The sequence below is a fragment of the Haloferax marinum genome, assembly GCF_009674625.1.
Classification (GTDB): Archaea; Halobacteriota; Halobacteria; order Halobacteriales; family Haloferacaceae; genus Haloferax; species Haloferax marinum.
In genome coordinates, this window is sequence record NZ_WKJQ01000001.1 from 924,221 (window position 1) to 944,892 (window position 20,672).

The 20,672-nt window shown below is 60.1% G+C and carries 19 protein-coding genes; 7 read left to right on the forward strand and 12 right to left on the reverse strand.

Annotated elements, in window-relative coordinates; all coding sequences use genetic code 11:
- Positions 1–104: 104 nt before the first annotated feature.
- Positions 105–884, reverse strand: a complete 780-nt coding sequence (locus GJR99_RS04715) for a VOC family protein (RefSeq protein WP_151109773.1) — start codon at positions 882–884, stop codon at positions 105–107.
- A 134-nt stretch (positions 885–1,018) separates the two neighbouring features.
- Here GJR99_RS04715 and GJR99_RS04720 point away from each other — a divergent pair, with 134 nt between their 5' ends.
- Positions 1,019–2,461, forward strand: coding sequence for an MATE family efflux transporter (locus tag GJR99_RS04720; RefSeq protein ID WP_151109775.1), 1,443 nt, complete (start codon positions 1,019–1,021; stop codon positions 2,459–2,461).
- Between the two features lie 23 nt (positions 2,462–2,484).
- On the opposite strand, the gene GJR99_RS04725 is transcribed toward GJR99_RS04720, so the two are convergent.
- Together GJR99_RS04725 and GJR99_RS04730 are read right to left on the reverse strand one after the other, a co-directional pair.
- Positions 2,485–2,997: a TIGR04206 family protein gene (locus tag GJR99_RS04725; RefSeq protein ID WP_151109777.1), complete on the reverse strand. Its 513-nt coding sequence runs from the start codon at positions 2,995–2,997 to the stop codon at positions 2,485–2,487.
- Complete coding sequence (locus tag GJR99_RS04730) at positions 2,994–4,103, reverse strand: OBG GTPase family GTP-binding protein (protein WP_151109779.1); 1,110 nt, start codon at positions 4,101–4,103, stop codon at positions 2,994–2,996. Before GJR99_RS04730 ends, GJR99_RS04725 begins: the two co-directional genes overlap by 4 nt.
- A 195-nt stretch (positions 4,104–4,298) precedes the next feature.
- Here GJR99_RS04730 and GJR99_RS04735 point away from each other — a divergent pair, with 195 nt between their 5' ends.
- From GJR99_RS04735 to GJR99_RS04760, 6 genes are all read left to right on the forward strand, one after another.
- Positions 4,299–4,502, forward strand: a complete 204-nt coding sequence (locus GJR99_RS04735) for a VNG_1110C family protein (RefSeq protein ID WP_151109781.1) — start codon at positions 4,299–4,301, stop codon at positions 4,500–4,502.
- A 45-nt stretch (positions 4,503–4,547) separates the two neighbouring features.
- Positions 4,548–4,913, forward strand: a complete 366-nt coding sequence (locus GJR99_RS04740) for a DUF7541 family protein (RefSeq protein ID WP_151109783.1) — start codon at positions 4,548–4,550, stop codon at positions 4,911–4,913.
- A 131-nt stretch (positions 4,914–5,044) separates the two neighbouring features.
- Positions 5,045–5,404 carry a DUF6684 family protein gene (locus tag GJR99_RS04745; protein WP_151109785.1) on the forward strand — a complete coding sequence of 120 codons (360 nt, stop codon included), beginning with the start codon at positions 5,045–5,047 and terminating at the stop codon, positions 5,402–5,404.
- 98 nt (positions 5,405–5,502) lie between these two features.
- On the forward strand, positions 5,503–7,302 hold the full coding sequence (locus tag GJR99_RS04750; protein ID WP_151113850.1) for a cbb3-type cytochrome c oxidase subunit I: 1,800 nt from the start codon (positions 5,503–5,505) through the stop codon (positions 7,300–7,302).
- Between the two features lie 348 nt (positions 7,303–7,650).
- Complete coding sequence (locus tag GJR99_RS04755) at positions 7,651–7,914, forward strand: DUF7520 family protein (protein WP_151109787.1); 264 nt, start codon at positions 7,651–7,653, stop codon at positions 7,912–7,914.
- Between the two features lie 58 nt (positions 7,915–7,972).
- On the forward strand, positions 7,973–8,374 hold the full coding sequence (locus GJR99_RS04760) for a universal stress protein (RefSeq protein ID WP_151109789.1): 402 nt from the start codon (positions 7,973–7,975) through the stop codon (positions 8,372–8,374).
- A 2-nt stretch (positions 8,375–8,376) separates the two neighbouring features.
- Here GJR99_RS04760 and GJR99_RS04765 read toward each other — a convergent pair whose 3' ends face one another.
- The 9 genes from GJR99_RS04765 to GJR99_RS04805 form a co-directional block, all read right to left on the reverse strand.
- Positions 8,377–9,063, reverse strand: coding sequence for a thioredoxin family protein (locus GJR99_RS04765; protein ID WP_151109791.1), 687 nt, complete (start codon positions 9,061–9,063; stop codon positions 8,377–8,379).
- Between the two features lie 2 nt (positions 9,064–9,065).
- The gene (locus tag GJR99_RS04770) at positions 9,066–9,809 is read right to left on the reverse strand and encodes an ABC transporter ATP-binding protein (protein WP_151109793.1); all 744 of its coding nucleotides are present in this window, start codon (positions 9,807–9,809) and stop codon (positions 9,066–9,068) included.
- Positions 9,806–10,564, reverse strand: coding sequence for an ABC transporter ATP-binding protein (locus GJR99_RS04775; RefSeq protein ID WP_151109795.1), 759 nt, complete (start codon positions 10,562–10,564; stop codon positions 9,806–9,808). The genes GJR99_RS04770 and GJR99_RS04775 overlap by 4 nt, the downstream gene beginning before the upstream one ends.
- Positions 10,564–11,724, reverse strand: coding sequence for a branched-chain amino acid ABC transporter permease (locus tag GJR99_RS04780; protein ID WP_151109797.1), 1,161 nt, complete (start codon positions 11,722–11,724; stop codon positions 10,564–10,566). The genes GJR99_RS04775 and GJR99_RS04780 overlap by 1 nt, the downstream gene beginning before the upstream one ends.
- Positions 11,721–12,689, reverse strand: coding sequence for a branched-chain amino acid ABC transporter permease (locus GJR99_RS04785; protein ID WP_151109799.1), 969 nt, complete (start codon positions 12,687–12,689; stop codon positions 11,721–11,723). Before GJR99_RS04785 ends, GJR99_RS04780 begins: the two co-directional genes overlap by 4 nt.
- A gap of 126 nt (positions 12,690–12,815) precedes the next feature.
- The gene (locus tag GJR99_RS04790) at positions 12,816–14,114 is read right to left on the reverse strand and encodes a substrate-binding protein (protein WP_154326041.1); all 1,299 of its coding nucleotides are present in this window, start codon (positions 14,112–14,114) and stop codon (positions 12,816–12,818) included.
- A 620-nt stretch (positions 14,115–14,734) separates the two neighbouring features.
- On the reverse strand, positions 14,735–16,345 hold the full coding sequence (locus tag GJR99_RS04795; RefSeq protein ID WP_151109801.1) for a long-chain-fatty-acid--CoA ligase: 1,611 nt from the start codon (positions 16,343–16,345) through the stop codon (positions 14,735–14,737).
- A 316-nt stretch (positions 16,346–16,661) separates the two neighbouring features.
- Positions 16,662–18,656 (reverse strand): acetate--CoA ligase, encoded by a 1,995-nt coding sequence (gene acs, locus GJR99_RS04800; RefSeq protein WP_151109803.1) that lies wholly within the window; start codon positions 18,654–18,656, stop codon positions 16,662–16,664.
- Positions 18,657–18,854: 198 nt separating this feature from the next.
- Entirely contained in the window at positions 18,855–20,555 is a 1,701-nt protein-coding gene (locus GJR99_RS04805; protein WP_151109805.1) for an acyl-CoA mutase large subunit family protein, read from the reverse strand.
- Positions 20,556–20,672: the final 117 nt, after the last annotated feature.

A 20,672-nucleotide genomic window follows, 5' to 3' on the forward strand; every position in this document is an offset into this window, starting at 1 on the left:
CAGTCTATCTGCACTATTGATAGGTTCAAAGACGTAGACGTGGCCGTGTTCGGGCGATAAACGGAGAGAAGAAACGTCGTCGAAGGGACGACCCAGACTGGTATCTATTCGGGCGATTCGAAGTCGGCGGGGATGAGTTCGACTTCGTGACCGTCCTGGTCCTTCGTGAACGCGAACATGTCGTCACAGGACTCGGGGTCGCGGTAGTCTTCGGCCTCGCGTTCCAGCAACGTCTCCCAGTAGTCGTGGAGGTCGTCGGCGCGGACGGCGAGGTGGCCCCAGGCGTCACCCATCGTGTACGAACGGCCGTCGTAGTTGTAGGTGAGTTCGACCGCCATCGCTTCCTCGGCGGCGCCTTCGGGCTTCAGGAAGTAGTTGGCGAACGTGTCGGACTCCCAGCGACCGGTGTGTTCGTACTCGAACTTGCGGGTCCAGTAGCCGAGTGCTTCGTCGGCGTCCTCGACGCGAATCATCGTGTGGTCGAGGCTCCACTTGGCACCCTGGTCGCGCTGGACGATTTCGACTTCGTGACCGTCGGGGTCTTTGACGAACGCGTAGCGGCCACCACAGGATTCTGGGTCGCGGTAGTCTTCGACGCCTTCGTCCATGAGCTGCTGATACGCTTCTTCGAGTTCACCCTCGGGCACACGGACCGCGATGTGTCCCCAGGCGTCACCCATCTCGTAGGTGTGGTCTCCGTGGTTGTAAGTGAGTTCGAGGACGGCACCTTCCTCGTGGAGGTCTTCGGGACCAAGGTAGACGTTGGTGAACGTGTCGGCCTCCCAGCGACCTTTCTCTTCGTAGTCGAGGTGCGTCGTATACCAGTCGAGCGACTCGTCGAGGTCTTCGACACGGATCATCACGTGGTCGAGGATTCCGGACATACACGACAACTGTGTCGCACTGGCGAAAAACGTACCGGACGCGGAACCCATCGTCGATGGTTGTCACACGGCGTCTAACGGGAGCTCAAGACGTTACGTGCCGCATAAGTACTTCCCACAATTACGATTTAGTCGTGCCTTCGGTCCCCAATCCTGTCCGACTCCTCATCGTCGGTATCGGACTGGCGCTCTCCCGTGTCGGCCTCCTCGACCGAGAGCGTGCGGTCCGCACCGCCGACCTCGCGTGGCCCCGAATCGTCACCGGCATCGCGCGGATGTCGAAGAACGCGGTGGACGTGGCGATGGTCGGTATCGCCTCGGGAACAGTCGCAATCACTGGGGTCGGGTTCGCAGGACCGTTCTGGGGACTCGCATTCGCCCTCGGTGGTGGTATCGCGGGCGGCACCATCGCACTCGTCTCCCAGCGGTACGGTGCCGACGCGATGGACCAGTTGGGGCTGGCAGTCAGGTCGAGTGCGCTTCTCACCGTGGTCGCCACGCTCCCGGTCACGGCGATTTTCTGGCTGTATCCGACCGAACTCATCTCGCTTCTGAGTAACAACGCCGAAGCCATCGAACTGGGAGCGGACTATCTCAGAATCGTCGGCATCGGCGTCCCGTTCGCCGGGTTGAACCTCATTGGGAGTCGTGTCCTCGTCGGTGCCGACGACGCCTACACCGCGATGATTCTCCGCGCGAGCGGGGCCGTCGTGAACATCGGCCTCAACGCAGTGCTCATCTTCGGCCTTGGAATGGGTGTCGAAGGGGCGGCACTCGGGACGGTGCTTTCGAACGTCGTCGTCACCAGTGCGTTCACTGTCGGCCTCTCTCGTGGGGCACTGCCTGGTGTCGGACAGTTCCCCGTCACTATCGACCCCTTCGGGACGTTCGTCGACGTCGACACGCTTCGTGACCTCGTCGAGATCGGCCTCCCGGTGATGGGTCGAGGACTCGTCTGGACCGTCGCCGAGTTCCCTATGCTTGCGATTCTCGACAGTTTCGGCCCCGACGTCGTGGCGGCGTTCGTCATCGCCCGCCGTATCTGGGGACTGATGAACACGCCCGGTTGGGGCTTCGGACTCGCGTCGTCGAGTCTCGTGGGGCAAGCACTCGGGAAGAACGACGAGCAGGTCGCAGAAGCCTACGGGAACGAAGTCATTCGCTTCGCCGTCGCCACGTATCTCGTCTCGGCCGCCCTCGTCGCGATATTTGCCCGCCCAATCGTCCTCGGATTCGTCAGCGACCCGACCGACCCCGCAGTTCCGATCGCGGTCAACCTCGTGTACGTCGCGTGTCTGGCCGTCGTCCTCCAAGGCGTCTCGGGTGGGTCGGCCGGCCCCCTCGACGCCAGCGGCGACACACAGTGGACGTTCGGCAGCCAGTTCGTCGGAATGTTCCTCGGGTCGATTCCGCTCGCGTACGTCGGGTCGGTCACCTCGCTCGGACTCGTCGGCCTCTACCTCGCGTTCGTCGCCGAAACGTCGATTCCCGCCGCGCTCAACTACTACCGATTCCGTTCGGGGACGTGGAAAGCAGTCAGCATGAACTACCGACCCGAAGCGACTGCAGACGACTGACTGGGAGTCGCGGGCGCTTCGGTTCAGCGACTCGTCGCTTCCTTGTGCGACCAGTAGACGAACCCAGCGACTGCCCACAGAACGACCGTCCCGAGTGGCCACGCGGTCCGGCCGGGTTGAACCGAAAAACCACGCGCAACCTCGAGTTGTGTCACTCCTGCGAGCGCGAGGCCCGCTGCCGTAATCCGAACGTCTTCTCGTCCGAAGATTGTCCCAGAGAGTGCACTGGCGACGGCCACGACGTAACACACGACGCCGACCGGCCAGACGAGAATGTAGTCGGGAAGCCCTGCCGTGTATCGGAAGAAGAAGTCGGTGATAGTCGTGATGCTCAGTGGAGACGGGGTGAGCAGTCCCCAGGCGAAGAGCAACGTCGTCGCCCCTGTCGAAAACGTCTGGACGGACCACGGCACGACGCCGACGACGAGAACGAGGACGAGTCGAACCGGGTTCGAGACCGTGAGAGAGGAAAACGCGAACCGAGACGTGGACTGGGCCGAGTCCTGCGGGGCGTCTTCCCGCGTGTCGGTCGTCACCGCTGGGCGATGATGCGGAGGACGTCTTCGTCTTTCAGTACGTGGTCGCGGCCGACCTGTTGTTCGTCGTGTTTCGCACTCGGCCCGGAGACGCGAGCGAATCGGAATCGCTCGTCGAGTTTCGCGCCGAGTTCGTGGATGGCGTCGTCGATAGTGTCGCCTTCACGGAGGATGAGCGGTTCCTCGTAGTCGACACCACGGCCGGGTTTGTCCATGTAGATGCGGATGAGGCCGAGCGCCTCCCACATCTCTTCTTTCAGCGCGTCGAGTCCTTTCTCGGCCTCGGCGCTGATGTACGTCACTTCGTCGGGGTCGAGACCGACCTCTCGGAGGTTCTCCTCGACCGTCGGAAGGTAGTCCTTGTCGATGAGGTCGGCTTTGTTGACGGCGACGATAGACGGGAGGTAGACCCGATTTTTCATGATGCCGTCGATGAGTTCGTCGATGGTCGTCTCGCCACGGAGCGTCACTTCGGCGTTGACGAAGCCGTGTTCTCGGAGGACGCCCTTGATGGTCTCTTCGTCGAGGTCGACACTGTCACTCTTCGTGACGTTGATGCCGCCTTTTCCTTTCTTGTTGATAGAGAGATTCGGCGGTGTCGTGTCCAGCCGAATCTTGTTGGCGTAGAGTTCCTCTTGGAGTCGCTCGTACCGGTCTATCTCGAACACCGAGAGCATGAAGACGACGAGGTCGGCGGTTCTGACGACAGATAACACCTCTTTGCCGCCACCACGACCACCTGCTGCGCCTTCGATGAGCCCAGGGACGTCCAGAATCTGGATGTTCGCACCTTTGTACTTCAACATCCCTGGGTTCACGTTGAGCGTCGTGAACTCGTACTCACCAGTCTCGCTGTCGGCGTTGGTGAGTGCGTTGATGAGCGTCGACTTCCCGACGCTGGGGAACCCGACCAGCGCGACAGTCGCGTCGCCAGTCTTCTCGACGGCGTATCCTTGGCCGCCGCCGGCAGAACTCTGGTTCTCGAGTTTCTCTTTCATCTCCGCGAGTTTCGCCTTCAGTCGACCGATATGCGCCTCTGTCGACTTGTTGTAGGGCGTATTGGAGATCTCCTCGCGGATCTCTTCGATGTCCTCCTCCAGTCCCATTGTCCTTTCTTCCGCCGCGTCCGTCGAAAAACCCTTTCCTTCGAACTCGAGGTTCCATCGCGAGCGGTACCGACCACAAAAAAGTCTCTTGGTCGCTGTGAACAACTCACAGTCGTTGTTCGTGCGTGCACGCGCACGACCGAAAGAAGTTCGTCACGATTATACTGAGCGAATCCAACCCGTGATTAACGACCGATGCCGAGTCCCGGAACGCTCCGAGATAGCACACAGATCATCCTCTCGTACGAACTTTTGGAGGACGTCCGCGAAGAAATCGAATCGGAGTTCGTCGTCTCGGTCCACGCGCACACCGACGAGACGTGTCGAATCATCGGGAGTCCAGTCGAGATTCGAGCGGTCAGCGACTTTCTCACTCGGCACGGTATCTCCGTTCGATAACACCCGTTCCGAAGGGCTTGTAACGACACAGTCCAACTGACGGGTATGGACGAAGCGCCGGGACTCTCCGACCAGTACCGCACGGCCAGTCCATGGCCGGTGTTCGTCGCGCTCGGAATCCCCATCTCCGAAATTGGCCTCCTATTCGACCTGTTTCCACTCGCCGTCGGCGGTTTGCTCTTGTTCACCGGGAGTATCGCAGGGTTACTTCGCGAGTCGGGCTACGTCGAATCGACGATGCGTTCGCTCGTCGTGCTCTCTGCAATCCTGTTCGCGTTCGGGGGCGCCCTCGTCTTCACCGATGTCAACCTCGTCACCCGTGGATACGCCGTCATCGTCGCTGGAGCGTTACTGCTCGTCGGCGGTGTCGTCTTCGAACTGTTCGTCTTCGAGCAACGACAGTCCATCTAACGCACGACTCGAGTAGTACGTCGGCGCGAGGGACGGCGATTCACGTCGCTCATTCGGCACGGCGGAGGCAAAATTCGTGTTCTCACGAGAAACCAACAATCTATTTCAACAGCGTCCCCCAGTATCTCGGTATGGCAAGTAAGACCTTCGACAAGGATACCATGCTCGACCTGACGGTTAACATGGTTCCGTTGGTCATCATCCTGTTCTTCGTCGTGGGGTTCTCTGTGTTCAACCCCTTCGGGTTCGAATCGCTCGCGTCGGGGCTTCAGTACGGGATTTTGATCGGCTCGTTCGTTCTGCTGGCAGCCCTCACGTACCTCTCGGGGAAAGCCATCGCAGGCTCCGAGAAAACTGACACCGTCTACCTTCCGGGGCAGGCGACCGTTCCCGGTGCAACGCCACTCCACGGTGAGCACGAGGACGCAGCGGCAGAAATCGAAGAATCGGCTGATGCAGAAGCTGTCGAATCGGCGGAAGGCACGGCTTAAAGTCCCTTTTAGCGCAGGGCGTTCCCGAACCTTTCATTACCCTGCACTCCCCAGGCACTTCCATGGAGGTTAACGGACAGCTAGTACTGACGGTTCTGATGGGGCTCTTCCTCATCGCCGTCGCCGCGTGGCTCGCGCGGGTCGAAAACTGGCGGTCGTACACCCCGCTTGCGGGCGCTGGGGCCGTCGGAAGCACAGAGCAGTACGTCTCGGAGGAAAAGCCATCCGGGGTTATTCGCTGGTTGACGACTGTCGACCACAAGGACATCGGGATACTCTACGGTGCGTACGGGCTCATCGCATTCGTCGTGGGTGGCCTGATGGTCGTCGTGATGCGCCTCGAACTGGCCGACCCTGCGAGCACACTGATTTCGAACACATTCTACAACTCGTTGCTGACGAGTCACGGGATTACCATGCTCTTCCTGTTCGGGACGCCCATCATCGCGGCGTTCTCGAACTACTTCATTCCGCTTCTCATCGGCGCGGACGACATGGCATTCCCGCGTATCAACGCGATCGCGTTCTGGTTGCTGCCGCCGGCGGCACTACTCATCTGGGCCGGGTTCTTCCCGATTCCGGACGTCATCCCGGCACAGACGGCGTGGACGATGTACACCCCGCTTTCGGCTGGTGTCGGCTCTGGTAACCAGATGAACGCCGGTGTGGACCTGATGCTTCTCGGTCTGCACCTCTCTGGTGTCTCAGCGACGATGGGTGCCATCAACTTCATCGCGACCATCTTCACCGAACGCAACGAGAAGGTTTCCTGGGCGAACCTCGACATCTTCTCGTGGACCATCCTCACCCAGTCGGGCCTCATCCTGTTCGCGTTCCCGCTTCTCGGGAGCGCCATCCTGATGCTGCTTCTCGACCGGAACTTCGACACGATGTTCTTCGCAGTCGAGGGCGGCGCGATTCTCTGGCAGCACCTGTTCTGGTTCTTCGGCCACCCCGAAGTCTACATCCTCGTGCTCCCCCCGATGGGACTGGTGAGTCTCATCCTCCCCCGCTTCGCGGGTCGTCGCCTCTTCGGGTTCAAGTTCGTCGTGTACTCCACGCTCGCCATCGGTGTGCTCTCGTTCGGTGTGTGGGCCCACCACATGTTCGCAACGGGCATGGACCCCCGTCTGCGCGCCTCGTTCATGGCCGTCTCGATGGCCATCGCAATTCCGAGTGCAGTCAAGACGTTCAACTGGATTACGACGATGTGGAACGGGAAGATTCGCCTCACGACGCCGATGCTCTTCTGTATCGGCTTCGTGTCGAACTTCATCATCGGCGGCGTGACGGGCGTCTTCCTCGCGTCGATTCCGGTGGACCTCGTGCTCCACGACACCTACTACGTCGTCGGTCACTTCCACTACATCGTCATGGGCGCTATCGCCTTCGCTGGCTTCGCCGGACTCTACTACTGGTTCCCCATCTACACCGGCCGGATGTACCAGACCACGCTCGGTAAGTGGCACTTCTGGCTGTCGATGGTCGGCACCAACCTGACGTTCTTCGTCATGGTCCTGCTCGGCTACGGTGGCATGCCGCGTCGCTACGCGACCTACCTGCCGGAGTTCGCGACGCTCCACCAGATTGCGACGGTCGGTGCGCTCATCCTGTTCGTCGCCCAGGTAATCTTCGTCTGGAACTTCGTCCAGTCGTGGCTCGAAGGCCCCAAGGTCGAAGACGGTGACCCGTGGGACCTCGCAGACGACGACCTCGTCACGTCCGAGTGGCACTGGTTCGACCGCAAACTCCAGACGGCCATCGCAGACGGCGGCGAAGAAGAAGCAGAACTCGCAACCGACGGCGGTGAGCGAATCGACGATTCGCAATCCACGTCGGATGTCTCATCCGACGGCGGCGACCCGGTCGCAGAGACCGACGCCACCTCGGACGAGTAAACGCGAACACTCCGTTTCATTTTTCGGCGACTACCTTCGAGAGCGAACGCCCTCGTCGGTTCTCGCGTCGAGCGGCCAGGTGTTTTGAACTACGAAGTCGCTCACCACCGGTCTCGACTGAAAAGTGCACCCGCTGCGCGTCGGTAGCGACTGTTCCGAAGACCAGACGCGATTCAGATGACGAGGAGGATACCTACCACGAACATCAGTATCGCGACGGCCCCGAGGATGATTCCGAGGATGTCCGTATCCGACATACTGAGCAGTTGCGACTGTTCGGCTAAAGGTTCGTCGGTGCGGCCGACCGGAACGAAAACTGCTAACCACGCGCGGTCCAGAGCAACTGTCGTGAGTTCGAACGTCCGCGGTCAACGGTTCGTCCTTGGGTTGTACGTCGCACTCGTCTCTTTCGCGGGTCTCGCAGGCTTTCTCACCGGGACGTTCGTCTCGGGACTGTCTCCCCCTCGGTTCCTGTTTTTGATTCCGTTTCCGGCGACACCGCTCGGATTTGCAGCCTACGGTGCGTTGACCATCGCTCTCGTCCTCGGAATCCCACTCGTCTTCGTGGTCGTCGTCTCGGCACGAATCGACGACGCGGCGAGCGGCCGGTGACCGAACACGAACGAACGTTCGTCACAAATACTAAGCCCTGCCACTGGGACGTGATAGTATGTATCACGTAGTAATCGGTGTCGACGACGACGCAGAACACGCACTCGCGTGCGTCGAAGCAGTTGCAGACCTTCCCGGAGAGGCCTCGGAGAAGGAAGTGACGCTCATCCACAGTTTCACAGACAACCCGAGCGGCGCTTCGGCGACCCAGATTCACTCGGTTCGCGAGGCGAGTGAGTTCCTCGAAGAACAGGGAATCACCTACGACGTCAACGAGTCCTCGGGCGACCCGGCAGAGGTCATCATCGAGTTCGCCGAAGAAGAAGACGCAGACCTCATCGTCACGGCCGGACGCAAACGGTCGCCGGCAGGGAAGGCACTCTTCGGCAGTGTCACACAGACGGTGATTCTGAACTCCGACCGCCCCGTCATGGTGACGGGAGAGACGAAACGGTCGTAAAACTAGTAGACGCGGCCGAAGATATCCGACACCTCGTCGGGTGACCGTCGGCCGGACTCGTGTTCTTTTAGGTCGCCTGCACGGAAACAGAGAATCGACGGTGCCGCATCGACGTCGAACGTGCGACAGAACTCACCGACTTCCTCGCCGTCGACACCTGCGATGGCGACGCCATCCGGGACGCGTTCGAGGAGTGCGTCCAGTTCTTCTTTCATCGCGTCACACGGCGCGCAGTTTCGCCGCCACACGGTGATGACGGCGTCTGGGTTCTCCTCGAGGAACGCTTCGAACGTGTCGTCGGCGAGCTCGGTGAGTTCCTCTGGGACCGACGACGAGGGGGTTATCTCGACGAGCAACCCGGCCATGACGACCAGGAGGTCTTGTTCGACAGGGATGTCGAGGAACGACTGTGTGGCGAGATACGCGACGACGTCCTCCCTTCCGATGTCGAACTTCTCGATTCGCTCGTTGGCCGTCTCGGAGTCGAGTCCGAACAGTTCGGCGACGGTGTTTTCGAACTCCTCGTTCGAGACGGCACCGTAGATGTCGTGGTAGATCGCCAGCGTCTTCTCGAACTCGTCGGTCGTCGTGAGCGTCCCGTCGGGAGCCTCCTCGACTGCACCGGCGGCGATGAGCGTATCGAGGGCCGTCTCGGGGTCGGCGTGATGGTTGGGGTTCGTCGCTGCCATCGTCAGACCCCCAGATAGCGTTCGCGCGTCTCCGTGTCGTCACGGAGTTCGTCGGCACTTCCGTCGAAGACGATTTGACCCTGGTCGATGACGTAGGCGCGGTCTGCGAGTTTGATGGCCGCAGCGGCGTTCTGTTCCACGAGGAGAATCGTCGTCCCCGCGTCACTGATGCGCTTGACCGCGTCTTCGACGTCCTCGATGATTTTGGGTGCGAGTCCCTCGTACGGTTCGTCGAGGAGCATCAGGTCGGTGTTCTGCTTCAGCGCCCGCGCGATGGCGAGCATCTGTTGTTCCCCGCCAGAGAGCGTCCCTGCGCGCTGGTCTTTCCGTTCGTCGAGTCGAGGGAACTGGTCGTAGACCTCCTCTGTGGACATCCCCGTGCGCCCGAACGACAGCGACCGCCCCCACGTGTTGGACTTGTTGTTGACGACCTCTGCGAGGTGCAGGTTCTCGGCCACAGAGAGGTTCGGGAAGATACGTCGCTCTTCGGGGACGAGCGAGATTCCTTTCACGGAGACGTCTTCTGCGGGGACGCTCGTGATGTCGTTACCCTTGAACCGGATGGCACCCTGCCGAACGTCCGGCGGCGTCGCGCCAGCGATACACCGGAGTGTGGTGGTCTTGCCAGCGCCGTTGCGTCCGAGAAGCGCACAGATTTCGCCCTCCTCGACGTCCATCGAGAGTTCACGGATGATGTGGCTCTCGCCGTAGTAGGCGTCGATGGCGTCGATTTCGAGGAGACTCATATCTCGACACCTCCGAGGTAGGCCTCTTGAACGGCCTCGTTGCCTCGAATCTCGTCGGGCGTCCCTTCTGCGATGATGCCACCGCGACTGAGGACGACGATGCGGTCGGAGATGCTGAAGACGATTTCCATGTCGTGTTCGACGAGGACGAACGTGAGTCCGTGGTCACGCTTCACCTGCTCGATGAGTTCGACCGTCGACTTCGTCTCTTCGGGAGACATGCCGGCGGTCGGTTCGTCCATGAGGAGCAGGTCCGGTTCACTGGCGAGTGCGATTCCGATCTCCAGACGACGCTTGTCACCGTACGGGAGGTCGGTGGCGATGGTGTCTGCTCGTTCGAGTAGTCCAACCGAGTTGAGCGTGTCTCGCGCGACGTCGTGAACGTCGGTGAGCGCGTCACGGTGTCTCAGGAACTCGAAGCCGAACGCGCCGCGCTCGGCCGCGAGTGCCGCAATCTCTGCGTTCTCTCGGACCGTGAGGTCCGGGAAAATCGACGCGGTCTGGAAGGACTTCGAGACCCCCCGTTGGACCACCTCGTGCGGTTCGAGGTTGACGATAGACTCGCCTTTGAACCGAATGTCGCCGCTCGTCGGGTCGAGGCGGCGCGTGATGAGGTTGATGAGCGTCGACTTGCCGGCCCCGTTCGGACCGATGATAGAGACCCGCTCGTCTTCTTCGACGGTGAGGTTGACGTCGTCGGTCGCGACGAGGCCACCGAACTCTTTGACGAGGTTCTCAGTTTCGAGGAGCGGCATTATCGCTCACCCCCCATACGGTCGGAGACGAACGTGCGGACACGTCCGATGATACCCCACAGACCGTCTGGAACGACCCAGACGACTGCGACGAAGACGATACCGAGGAGCAAGTGCCAGTAGAAGCCGAAGTCTTTGATGAGTACAATGTCAGTGAAGGGAATCGTCAGTGCCTGGACGGTGCTGACGATGTTCTCGATGTAGAGGTAGACGCCGACCCCGAGGACGGGACCGAACATCGAACCTGCACCACCGAGGACGGTCATAACGACGATGTCACCGGACTCCGTCCAGAACAGTGACTGGAGCGGGACGTACGCCCCGTGGATGGTAAAGAGGCTTCCCGCGATGCCGGCGAAGGCGCCGGAGATGATGAACGCCATGAGTTTGTACCGCCAGACGTTGAGTCCGACGAACTCGGCGCGCTGTTCGTTCTCGCGAATCGCTCTGAACACCATGCCGTACGGTGAGTTGAGGATGCGGTACGCGACTGCGACTGCCGCGACGAAGATGAAGCCAACGAAGGCGTAGAGCCAGGTCCCGAGGAGCATCCCACCGATAGACGGGATGTCGGCTTCGAGGTGGATGACCCCGAAGAGGTTTCCAACGTCGACACCGGTCAACCCGTTTTCACCGTTGGTCAGGAACGCCAGCGGCGACGCCGCCATGAAGTACATCATCTGGGCGAACGCCAGCGTCAGGATGGAGAAGTAGATTCCCCCACGTCGCAGTGAGAGGAATCCGAGGAGCCACGCGAGGAGTATCGCAAAGAGCGTCCCCGAGACGACCATCACGATTGGGTCGCCGCTGATGTTCTTGGCGACGATACCGGAGGCGTAGGCCGCACCGCCCCAGAACGCGGCGTGACCGAACGACAGCAGTCCAGTGTAGCCGAGGAGCAGGTCGAACCCGATGGCGAAGATGCCCCAAATGAGAATGAGGGTCGCCAGACTCTGATACCCCTGCAGGAAATCGGAGACGACGGGTGCACGGGCGAATAGCCACGGGAAGACCGCGACGAAGATGGCCGTGAGACCGACCACCGTTCCTTCTCTGCCGCGGAGCTGTTCCCAGCGACCAAAGAGGTCGCTTCCGACGAGCGCTTCGCTCGAACTCGGGTTCGCGTCTTTTGCGTTTGGATTTGCGTCTTCTTCGCTCATGGTGCCACCTCCTCGTCACCGAGGATACCCTGTGGTCGCGTCAGGAGGACGATTGCTGCAATCGCGTACAGGCCGACTTGCGACCACGCAGGCGCAAGCGACACGAGTGCGGCCGTCGTCAGTCCGAAGACGATTCCACCGACGACTGCGCCGGCGATACTGCCGACACCACCGATGACGACGGTGAGGAACGCCGGAACGAGGATGTTCGTCCCGATAGTCGGGTTGACGACGTTCAGCGGACCGCCGACGACGCCGGCGACACCCGCGAGTGCCGCACCGATACCGAAGACGACGATGTACGGACGGGTGATTTTGATGCCGAGCAGTCGAACCATCTCTGCGTCACGGGTCCCTGCGCGGACGACCAGACCGAAGTCGGTGTACTCGACCATGATGTAGACCAACGCGACGAGGACGGCCGTGATTCCGATGACGTAGAGACGCCATTGCGGGAAGTTCCCGACGATGGGGAGTGCAACCGGTCCAGAGACGGGAATCCCTGCGAACGACCCGAACGAGAGAATGGTTTCTGGTTGGTCGAACGGGAGACTGTTACTGCCGAAGAGGATGCGGAACAGTTCTTGAACGACGATTGCGAGACCGAACGTCACGAGAATCTGGTCGGTGTCTGGGCGGTCGTAGAACGGCCGGGCGACGAACCGTTCCATCAACAGGCCGACGACGAACACCAGAATCGGGACTAACACCAACGCGGCGAAGAAGCCCAAGTCGAGGCCGAACGTCGTAAAGCCCCATTCGAACAGTTTCCCGTTCGACAGCGAGATGTTCAGTGCGATGAAGACACCCGCGTAGGTGCCGATTAGGTACAGCGCACCGTGTGCGAAGTTGACGAACTTGAGGGTCCCCAGAATGATGGAGAGACCGACAGCCAGTAAGACGTAGATTGCACCCTGCTGGAGTCCGTTGAGCAGGATGAGGATGATGTCGGAGAGGATGCTCACGACCGACCACCTCCACGTCTGCGATTTGAGACAAGTTCTACCATGGGTGTGTTACTCTTTCTCATTTACGTATGCGTAGTTGTCTGGGATTAACTTTCATTAATATAACGATGGAGGCAGGGAGCCTTACTCGTAGGAACCGAGTTCACACTCGGCGGCCGGACCTGCGTCGCATGCGTAGCCGAGATCGTCTCGGCTGGTGATGTTGACGATCTCGTAGTACTTCCCAGATTCCTGCTCGGAGCCTGGGAGACCTTTCACGACGGGCACGTCGCGCTGTGCTTGGTGGTCGCACCCACGCATAACCTCCGAGCCCATGCCGATGTTGTCGTACTCGTAGTCTTCCAGCTGCTTGATGACTTCTGGCGGGTAGAACGTGCCTGCACGTTCGACTGCCGCAGCGTACTGGAGCGTCTGTGCGTACGCGACCTGTGCCGGACCGGATGGAACGCGGTCGTATTCGCTCTGGAACGCTTCGGTGAACTCTTTCGACGGTGCGTTGTCGATCTGAGAGTCCCACGCGAGCGTCCCGTAGACGTTCTCGATTGCGCCGCCTGCTGCTTCTGCCATCGGACGGTTGTACAGCGGGACGATGATTTCCATATCCTCGTTGATACCCGCGTCGACAGCCTGTTGGATGGAGTTTGCACCGTCGAGGCCGTAGTGGTTGAGGATGAGGACGTCCGCACCGGAGCTCTGTGCTTCGGAGAGGTACGTCGAGTAGTCCGTGGTCCCGAGCGGGGTCGCGACGGACTCGACCTGTTCCCACCCGGCGACGTCGGTCATGAACTGGTTCATCGACGCCTGCTGAGTCTGGCCCCAGCTGTAGTCGGCGTAGAGCTGGTAGAATTTCAGCCCCTCACCGTAGGCCTCTTTCACGACCGGTGCCAGCGCCTGCCCGGTCATGTACGCGTTGAACATCTCGCGGAAGGAGTAGCGGACACAGTCCTTGCCGGTGGTGTCGTTCGAGTGCGTCAGACAGGCCATGAACATGACCTTCTCGTTCTGACACAGCCCTTGGACTGCGATTGCCACCGCAGAGGACGACCCACCGGAGATCATGATTGCGTTGTCACGCTGAATCATCCCCGAAGCGGACTGTCGTGCCTGGTCTGCGTCGGTCGCCGTGTCGCCGTCTACGTAGTCTATCGTGTAACCGACGACGCCGTCGCCCGAGAGGTCGTCGAACTGGGAGTCTACCCAGCCGCCACCCTCGTTGAGGTGCTTCACCGCGAGCTGGTACGCTCGAAGTTCGTCTTCACCTTCAGAAGCGTACGGTCCAGACTGTGGAACGTTGAACCCGAACGTCGCCGTGTCTCCTTCGATTGGGTAGTTCCCGAGCGAGGGGTAGTCTTCACCGTCACCGCCGCCGTTTCCATCACCATCTCCGCCGCCGCCACCTGTACAACCAGCCAGACCTGCCAATCCAGCTACACCAGTTGCCTTTAGCACATCTCTACGGTTGAGTGGCTTGGTATCCCGTGCCATAGCAAAACCGGCGGATAGATGGTTAATAATTGTTATGTATTAATACCCTTTAATTTGTATTAGGTATAACCCAATAACTCGGGGCATAATAGTATGCTAACAATACACATACTTCAAAAATCTGATGGTGGTTCGAACTTCGCGTGTGGTCCGTCTCCCTAATCCTCGAATCTACCGAGAGTCAGTAGACGTAGCACAGGTGTTGGGTACTGACTTGACACATTCGAAGCCTATCAGATAGAAACGATGTGTAGGCAATTCACTAGATTCAGAGCGAAAAGCGTCGGTAACAATCTTCATTCAGACACGTCCGGACGACTCTCTAAATTCGGTGACACTCCTCCTCCGTTTACTGTCATTGTGATTTCACCAGCGCTCGATTCGTGCGCTCCCCAGTCTCGTTTTCTCGTCCAGTTCAGCCATCGTAGCACGACCTACCGGGGGGCCGACTGCGAGTCGAACGTCGCCGTTGGTCGTCTCTCTTTCGTGCGGCTCGAATGCCCACCAAATTCGGCAGTGTCGACCTCTTAGAAGGCTAAAAAAGCCCTCGCAGCGGATTATCCCTCTCCGACCATCCGGCCTTCGTCTTCCCACTCTTGCTCGCGGAGTTCGTACTTCTGAATCTTCCCGGTCGCCGTCTTCGGCAGTTCGGCGACGAACTCGATCTCTTTGGGGAGTTTGTACGTCGCGATGCGTTCTCGACAGAACTCGACGAGGGCCTCCGCAGTCGTGCCCGGCGCGTCCGGGTCACCGCTTCTCGGGACGATGAACGCCTTCGGCGATTCACCCCACTCGTCAGATGGAATCGGGATGACCGCCACGTCGGCGACGCTCTCGTGGTCGAACAGGGTGTCTTCCAACTCGATACTGGAGATGTTCTCACCGCCGGAGATGATGATGTCCTTCTTGCGGTCCTGGATGCTGATGAACCCATTTTCGTCCACGACAGCGAGGTCACCCATGTGGTAGTAGCCCTCCAGTCGGGCGGTGAACGCTTCTTCGGTCTCTTCGGGCTTGTTCCAGTACTTGTCCATCACCTGGTTGCCGGCGACGACGATTTCGCCGATACTCTGCCCGTCTCTGGGCACGTCGTCGCCGTCTTCGTCGACGACGCGCACGTCGGTTCCGAGGTAGCCGATACCCTGTTTCTTTTTCACACCGAATCGGTCGCCGTCGCCATCGAGGAACCGCTTCGCTTCGGACGTGGTGATGAGCGGACCCGTCTCTGTTGCCCCATAGACGTGCATGAGACGCCATCCGAACTCGTCTTCGACCGTTCGAATCGTCGCTTCCGGTGGAGCCGCACCGGCCGTCGCTGCACGAACCGGGTTCGCTCCAGTCGTCTCGACGCCGCCCTCGTCGCGGTAGTGTTTCATCAAGATGTTCAACACCGTCGGCGCGGCGCAGAGATACGACACGTCCTCGGTGCGGATGGCGTCGAGGACGTCCTCAGCATCGACACCACGCGTACAGATGTGCTTCGCGCCGTGTCCGGTGATGGCGTAGATGTGGCCCCACCCGTTGACGTGGAACATCGGGAGCGTCCACAGGTAGACGTCGCCGTCCGAGATGTCCTGATGCATCGAGATGAGGTAGGCGTGAATCGTCTCCGCCCGGTGCGTTCGACAGACACCCTTCGGGTCGCCGGTCGTCCCCGAGGTGTAGTTGATGGTGATTATCTCGTCTTCGGCCATCTCCGGTCGGTCGTACTCGGTTGACTCGGCGACGATGTCGTCGAACTCTAACCAGTCACCGTCGACCTCGCCTGCGTCGTTCGTGACGAAAACCTCCGTCGGAACGTCGTCTCGAATCTCCTCTATCTTCTCTGCGAACGCGTAGTCCGCGTAGATCGCTTTCACGTCGGCGTCGTTGAGCATGTACTCGAAGTCCGCCGGGACGAGGCGGTAGTTCAGCGGCATGTGGACGCCGCCGAGTTGCATCGTCCCGTAGGCCGCCTCGAGGTGATAGTGCGTGTTCGGGTCCAAGACGGCGACTCGGTCGCCTTTTTCGACGCCACGCGACTGCAACGCCGCCGAGAATCCGTCTGCCCGTTCGCCGAGTTCCGCGTAGGAGAACCGTTCACCTGTCGTCGCGACGACCGCCTCCTCGTCGGCGTAGTACCGACGGGCACGGTCGAGGAATTCGGTTACCAGGAGTGGTTTTTCCATACGTGCTGACCTACACTAACGTTAGAGATAAATATGCGGGGTGGTGCCACGCAACGTGGTGTGGCGGCCAGCGTTGGTCCCTCTTCTCCTGTAATTGGGTAGCCACTGACGGGTCGTCAGCTACGTCAAAAAGAGAAATCGGGCAATCGGAAAACTGGGGGAATCAGAAAACTGGGGGAATCGGAAAACTGGGGGAATCAGAAAACCGGGGGAATCGGAAAACCGGGAAACCGGAGACCCGGAGAATCAGAAAACCGGGAAACCGGAGACCCGGAGAATCAGAAAACCGGGGACTCGAGAGAACGAGAAGCCGACGTTAGTCGGACTGGGCCTTCCGCTGAATCTCTTCGACGATTTCGGGGTTCCGAAGGGTCGTCGTGTCGCCGAGTTCCTCGCCGTTGGCAATCTCTTCGAGCAGGCGACGCATAATCTTCCCAGACCGGGTCTTCGGCAGTTCCGGCGTGAAGACGACCGCTTCGGGGCGTGCGATTGGGCCGATAGCGTCTTCGACACCCTTGACGATGCGCTTGCGCATCTCGTCGTCTTCTTCCTGTCCTTCTTCGGTGATGACGTAGGCGTACACCGCCTCGCCTTTCACTTCGTGGTTGCCGCCGACGACTGCCGCCTCTGCGACGCCTTCGACACCGACGATAGCAGACTCTATCTCCATCGTCCCGAGGCGGTGGCCAGAGACGTTGATGACGTCGTCGACACGTCCGAGGATAGTGATGTAGCCGTCTCCGTCGATTTTCGCGCCGTCTTCGGGGAAGTAGACCCAGTCGTCTGGGTCGTCGCTGTCGGTGTCAGAGTACTCCCGCCAGTACTCGTTGATGAAGCGCTCGTCGTTCTTGTAGAGTGTTCGGAGCATCCCCGGCCACGGTTTGTTGACCGTGAGATAGCCAGCGCGACCCGCGTCGACTTCCTCGCCTTTCGTGTCGACGATCTTTCCGTCGATACCCGGAAGCGGTGGGCCTGCAGAGCCGGGTTTCATCTTCTTGACGCCCGGAAGCGTCGTAATCATCATGCCGCCGGTCTCGGTCTGCCACCACGTGTCCACGACGGGGCAGTCTTCGTAACCGATGTGTTTGTAGTACCACTTCCACGCACGGGGGTTGATGGGTTCGCCGACCGTTCCAAGCAAGCGGAGACTCGACAGGTCGTGTACTTCGGGGTACTGACTGCCCCACTTCATGAAGGCACGAATCGCCGTCGGTGCCGTGTAGAAGATGTCCACGGCGTACTTCTCGATGACGTCCCACAGGCGGTCACGGCGTGGGAAGTCGGGCGTCCCTTCGTACATCACCGTCGTCGTCCCGAGTGAGAGTGGGCCGTAGACGATGTACGAGTGACCGGTAATCCAGCCGATGTCTGCCGAACACCAGTAGGTGTCTTCTTTCTCGATGTCGAGGACCGCGTGCGAGGTCCACGTCGCGTACGCGAGGTAGCCACCGGTGGTGTGTTTGACACCCTTCGGTTGGCCCGTCGTCCCGGACGTGTACATCAAGAAGAGCATGTCTTCGGCGTCACGCTGGACCGGGTCGACGCGCTCGCCGGCGTGGTCGGCCAGCAGGTCGCCCCAGTCGTGCTGGTTGCCACGGAGTTCGTGGCCGAATCCGTCGTCTCCCAGTCGGTCGACGACGACGGTGGCTTCGACACCGTGGTCGACACCGTCGAGACCCTCGTTAGCCTTGTCGAGGTGGTCGAGGGCGTCACCGCGGCGGTAGTAGCCGTCACACGTGACGAGATACTCCGAATCGGCCGAGTTCATCCGGGTCGCGAGTGCTTCTGCAGAGAAGCCTGCGAAGACCACCGAGTGTGGTGCACCGATACGGGCACACGCGAGCATGGCGATGGGGAGTTCCGGAATCATCGGCATGTACATCGTGACGACGTCGTCTTCTTCGACGCCGAGGTCACGCAGTGCCGCCGCGAACTCGTTGACCTCTCGGTAGAGGTCCTGATACGTATACGTCCGTGTCTCGCCGTGTTCACCTTCCCACTTGATGGCGACACGGTTCTTGTCGCCGTTTTCGACGTGGCGGTCGACACAGTTGTACGAGACGTTCAGCTTGCCACCCGTGAACCACTTGTAGAACGGTGGGTTCGAGTCGTCGAGTACCTGGTCGTACGACTCGTCCCAGTCGAGCATGTCGGCCGCTCGTTCCCAGCTCTGTGGCCAGTTCTCTTCGAACTCTTCGTAGATTTCGGGGTCGGAGACGTTCGCCTGTGCGACGAACTCCTCGGAGGGTTCGAACTCCTCTTGTTCAACCAGCCGTGCCTCTAGTTCTCCATCACCGTCACCGTCTACCATAGTACGTGCTAACCAATAGAATCATCCATGATAAATCTATGTAGTTCGGCAGTTAGGGCGTGCGGTTTTCACGCGACGGGTCGCCGATGCGTCGAGTAAACCGGGCGGCCAACGCTCAGAGTTTACGACGGCACTGGCTGGCGGTGATGACACACCTTCAACAGAACGGAGAACGGGTACGGTGGGCTGTTCCGGGCGTTACATCACGCCAATCGTCTCACGGTAGGTGCCGAACTCTTCGGCGAACACGTCCATGATTTCGCCCATCGTGACGTACTCCTTGACCGCATCGACGAGCACTGGCATGACGTTCCCACCGCTCTCGACGGTCTCTCGGAGTTCTTCGAGTGCTGCTTCGACTGCCTCGTCGTCGCGTTCATCTTTCACGGATTCCAGCCGTTCGAGTTGACGGTCCTGAACTTCCTCTTCGACGTGCAGGAGGTCCAGTCGAGTGTCGTCTTCGGTGGCGTACTCGTTGACGCCGACGACGACTTCTTCGCCGTCTTCGACACGTGACTGGTACTCGTAGGAGGCTTCGCCGATCTCCTTGTGGTAGTAGCCTTCGTTGATGCCGGCGAGGACGCCGTCGCGGACAGAGCCGTCGCCCATCTCGCGAATCTCTTCGATGTAGGCCATCGTCTCTTCTGCTATCTCGTCGGTGAGTTTCTCGACGAAGAAACTGCCGCCGAGTGGGTCGATGACGTCGGCCGCGCCCGACTCTTCGGCGATGATTTGCTGGGTTCGCAAGGCGACGGTGACTGCCTCTTCGGAGGGGAGCGCCAGCGCCTCGTCGAAACTGTTCGTGTGGAGTGACTGCGTCCCACCGAGGACGCCCGCGAGCGCCTGAATCGTCACGCGGACGATGTTGTTGAGTGGCTGTTGGGCCGTCAGCGATTGGCCCGCCGTCTGGGTGTGGAACTTCATCTGTTTCGAGCGCTCGTCTTCTGCGCCGTACCACTCGGACATCACGTCGTGGTAGATGCGGCGGGCGGCACGGAACTTCGCGACCTCCTCGAAGATGGAGTTGTGCGAGTTGAAGAAAAACGAGAGTTGCGGTGCGAACTCGTCGACGTCGAGGCCGCGGTCCATCGCGTCTTCGACGTAGGCAAAGCCGTCTGCAAGGGTAAAGGCGAGTTCCTGAATCGCGGTCGACCCAGCCTCACGGATGTGATAGCCAGAAATCGAGATGGGGCGGATTCGCGGCGTCTCCTCGGCGGCGAACTCGACGGTGTCGGTGACGAGTTTCAGCGAGGGTTCCGGCGGGATGACCCACTCCTTCTGCGCAATGAACTCTTTGAGCATGTCGTTCTGGAAGGTGCCGCCAATCTGGTCGCGAGAGACACCGCGGTTGTCCGCAAGCGCGACGTACATGGCGAAGACGACGGGAGCAGAGGGGTTGATAGTGAACGACGTGGTCACGTCTCCGATGTCGATGCCGTCGAAGAGAATCTCCATGTCGCGGAGGGTATCGACTGCGACGCCCTCTTTCCCGACTTCGCCGTCGGAAAGCGGATGGTCGGAGTCTTTGCCCATGAGCGACGGCATGTCGAACGCCGTCGAGAGACCGGTCTGGCCGTTCTCGATGAGGTAGTGGAATCGTTCGTTCGTCTCCCGCGCGGTCCCGAATCCGGCGAACTGCCGCATCGTCCACGTTCGGCCACGGAACATCGTGGGGTACACACCGCGTGTGTAGGGTGCTTCGCCAGGGAAGCCGAGGTCCTCCTCGTAGTCGATGTCGGCAACGTCTGTGGGCGTGTAGATGTCGTCTACTTCGTGATTCGAAACGGTTGCGAACCGGTCTTTCCGCTCCCCACCTTTCTCGAGGAAGGGGTCACGAGTATCCGACTCCCACTGGTCGCGCGCCTCTCGAATAGACGCTAACTCCTCATCGTCGTACATGCTCGGAATTCAGTATGGACGATGATTAATGATTCGGGTCGATTCACACCCGATAGACGAGACCTTTCGACGTACGAACCGTCGGCACACAACCCTTCGACGTACGAACCGTCGGCA